Origin of the sequence: Streptomyces sp. NPDC046261, assembly GCF_040646235.1 — a bacterium.
In the GTDB taxonomy this organism is placed as follows: Bacteria; Actinomycetota; Actinomycetes; order Streptomycetales; family Streptomycetaceae; genus Streptomyces.
Genome location: NZ_JBEYZU010000049.1, coordinates 1 through 3,681 on the forward strand (window position 1 = coordinate 1; position 3,681 = coordinate 3,681).

Annotated in this window: 1 protein-coding gene; it reads right to left on the minus strand. The window is 70.2% G+C overall.

Features of this window, described 5'->3' with window-relative positions; translation table 11 throughout:
• Positions 1-3,681, minus strand: a 3,681-nt coding sequence (locus ABZ956_RS30425) for an SDR family NAD(P)-dependent oxidoreductase (protein ID WP_361900730.1), incomplete at both ends; no start/stop codon positions are given.

The window sequence follows — 3,681 nt, forward strand, 5'->3', positions numbered from 1 at the left end:
CTCCGGCACCGCGAACGACAGCCCCGAAACGACCTGGCGGAACTCCTCCAGCATCGGGTCCATCAACGGCGAGTGGAACGCGTGACTGACCGACAGACGCTGCGTTTTACGACCCTCAGCAGCGAACTTCTCCGCGATGCGAAGCACTCCGCCTTCGTCACCGGCGACCACGACCGCGTTCGGACCGTTGACCGCCGCAATCGACACACCCTCGACCAGACGGCCGGCCACCTCCGCCTCGGCAGCCTGGATCGCGACCATCGCACCACCGGCCGGCAGCGCCTGCATCAACCTCGCCCGCGCCGCCACCAGCGCACACGCGTCGTCCAGAGACAGCACACCGGCAACATGCGCAGCAGCAATCTCACCGATGGAGTGACCGGCCACGAAGTCCGGGCGCACACCCCACGACTCCACCAACCGGAACAACGCCACCTCAACCGCGAACAACGCAGGCTGCGTAAAACCAGTCTCGCTCAGCGCATCGGCATCATCGCCGAACAACACCCCCCGCAGCGAACCGTCCATCCGCTCCATCACCGCATCCAGCGCCTCCGCGAACACCGGGAACCGGCCGTACAACTCACGACCCATCCCCACCCGCTGCGAACCCTGACCCGAGAACAGCACCGCCAAGGACCGTCCGGATGTGGCCACTCCGCGCGCCACCTCCGTGACAGCGCCGCCATCTGCCAGGAGCACCGCACGGTGCTCGAAGGCCGACCGGCCCGCAGCCAGGGAGAAGCCCACGTCCACCGGGGACAGGTCCTGCCGCTGCCCGGTCCATGCGTGCAGCTGCTCGATCTGAGCGGTCAGTGCTTCCGCCGACTTGCCCGAGACCGGCCAGAGCACCGGTGACGGCTCGCGCTGCCCGTCCTGCTCCGCTGCTGCCGGTGCTTCGACGGGCGGGGCCTGCTCGATGATGGTGTGCGCGTTGGTGCCGCTGATACCGAAGGCCGATACGCCGGCCCGGCGCGGGCGCCCGGTGTCCGGCCAGTCGGCGGCTTCCGTGAGCAGTTTGACGTCGCCGGCAGTCCAATCGACGTGCGACGACGGTGCGTCCACGTGCAGGGTGCGGGGCAGCGTGCCGTGCCGCATCGCCATGACCATCTTCATCACGCCGGCGACGCCTGCCGCCGCCTGCGAGTGGCCGATGTTGGACTTGATCGAGCCGAGCAGCAGCGGCTGTCCTTCGGAGCGCTCCTGCCCGTACGTGGCCAGCAGCGCCTGCGCCTCGATCGGGTCGCCGAGGGTGGTCCCGGTGCCGTGGGCCTCGACCGCGTCGACGTCGGCGGGGGAAAGTCCCGCGCTGGCCAGGGCCTGGCGGATCACCCGCTGCTGGGAGGGGCCGTTGGGCGCGGTGAGCCCGTTGGACGCGCCGTCCTGGTTGATCGCCGAGCCGCGTACGACGGCCAGGACCGGGTGTCCGTTGCGGCGGGCGTCGGACAGCCGCTCCAGTACGAGCACGCCGACGCCTTCCGACCAGCCCGTGCCGTCGGCCGCGTCGGCGAACGCCTTGCACCGGCCGTCCGACGCGAGCCCGCCCTGTCGGGTGAAGCTGGGGAATCCGATGGAGGTGGACATCACCGTGACGCCGCCTGCGAGGGCGAGCGAGCATTCGCCGGTACGCAGGGACTGGGCGGCCCAGTGGAGGGCGACGAGGGACGACGAGCACGCGGTGTCGACGGTGACGGCCGGGCCTTCGAGGCCGAAGGTGTACGAGACGCGTCCGGAGACGACGCTTCCGGCGAGGCCGGTGCTGGTGTGTCCCTCGAGGTCGTCGCGGGAGTTCATCACGAGCATCGTGTAGTCCTGGCCGCCGGTGCCGACGAAGACACCGGTCTGGCTGCCCCGGAGGGACGCGGGCTTGATTCCGGCCCGTTCGATGGCTTCCCAGGACGTTTCCAGCAGCAGTCGCTGCTGCGGGTCCATGGCGAGTGCTTCGCGCGGTGAGATGCCGAAGAACCCGGCGTCGAAGTCGCCGATGCCCTCGAGGAAGCCGCCCTTGGAGGTGGCGCTGCGGCCGCGGCCGCTCTGGCCTCCGTCCATCAGGGTGTCCAGGTCCCAGCCGCGGTCGGTGGGGAAGTCGGAGATGCCTTCCCGGCCTTCCTGTACGAGCTGCCACAGGTCTTCGGGGGACCGCACGCCACCGGGCAGGCGGCAGGCCATGCCGACGATGACGACCGGGTCCTCGGCCACAGCCGACGCGACGGCGACCGGGGTGTTCTCGTCGCCGTGCTCGTCCAGCAGCACCGCGATGAGGTGTTCGGCCAGCGTGGTGGGGGTGGGGTAGTCGAAGACGAGGGTCGCCGGCAGGCGCAGGCCGGTGGCCGTGGTGAGGCGGTTGCGGAGCTCGACGGCGGTGAGCGAGTCGAAGCCCAGGTTGTGGAAGTCCTGCGTCGCCTCGATCGCCTTGGCCGAGGCATGGCCCAGAACGGCGGCCGCCTCGCCGCAGACCAGGTTCACGGCGTAGCGGACCCGCTCGTCGTCGCGCAGTTCCCACAGCCGCCGGGTGAGCAGCGCGGCCGTACCGGCTCCGCCGGCCGCGGTCGCCGCCGATCGACGTCCGCTCTTGACGAGGCCGCGCAGGACGGCCGGCACCTCGCCGGGGATGCGCACGGACCCGGAGACGGGGCCGATGACCACGAGGTGGGCGTCGTCGCAGCTGGTGGCGGCGTCGAAGAGGGCGAGACCCTGCTCGACCGTCAGCGGAGGAACACCGGAGGCCGCGATGCGCTGCATCTCGGCTTCCGACAGCGTGCCCGTCATACCGGTGGCCTGTGTCCACGCACCCCAGGCCAGGGACTGCGCGGGCAGGCCCTGCGCGGCGCGGTGCTGGGCGAGTGCGTCGAGGAAGACGTTGCCGGCGGCGTAGTTGCCCTGACCGGCGCTGCCCATCACACCCGAGATCGACGAGAACATCACGAACGCCGCGAGGTCGAGGTCCCGCGTCGCCTGGTGCAGGTTCCACGCCGCGTCCACCTTCGGCCGCAGCACAGCCGACAAACGCTCCGGCGACAACGACGTCACCACGCCGTCATCCAGCACACCCGCCGTGTGAATGACGGCGGTCAGCGGGTGCTCTTCGGGGATCGTGGCCAGCAGATCCGCGACAGCGCCCGCATCAGCGACATCACATGCCACAACCGACACATCGGCACCCTGAGCAGTCAGCTCAGCCCGCAACTCCACCGCACCCGGCGCATCCACACCACGCCGACTCGCCAACAGCAGGTGCTTCACGCCGCGTTCGGCCACCAGGTGCCGCGCGAGCTCGCCGCCCAGACCACCGGTGCCGCCGGTGATGAGGACTGTGCCGTCGGGGGCCCACTGTCGCGGCATCGTCAGAACGATCTTGCCGACGTGCTGAGCCCGGCTCATGAAACGGAACGCCTCGCCCGCCCGCCGCACGTCCCATGTCGTCACCGGAAGCGGGCGCAGTACGTCCTGCGCGAAGAGTTCGAGCAGTTCGTGGAGCATTTCCTGGGTCCGGTCCGGACCCGCTTCCGCCAGATCGAACGCACGGTAACGCACCCCGGACGCCATCGCTTCGGGGTCGCGGATATCGGTCTTGCCCATCTCCAGAAAACGACCACCCGGCGCCATCAACCGCAGCGACGCGTCCACGAACTCACCGGCCAGCGCGTTCAGCACCACATCCACACCACGGCCACCCGTGAC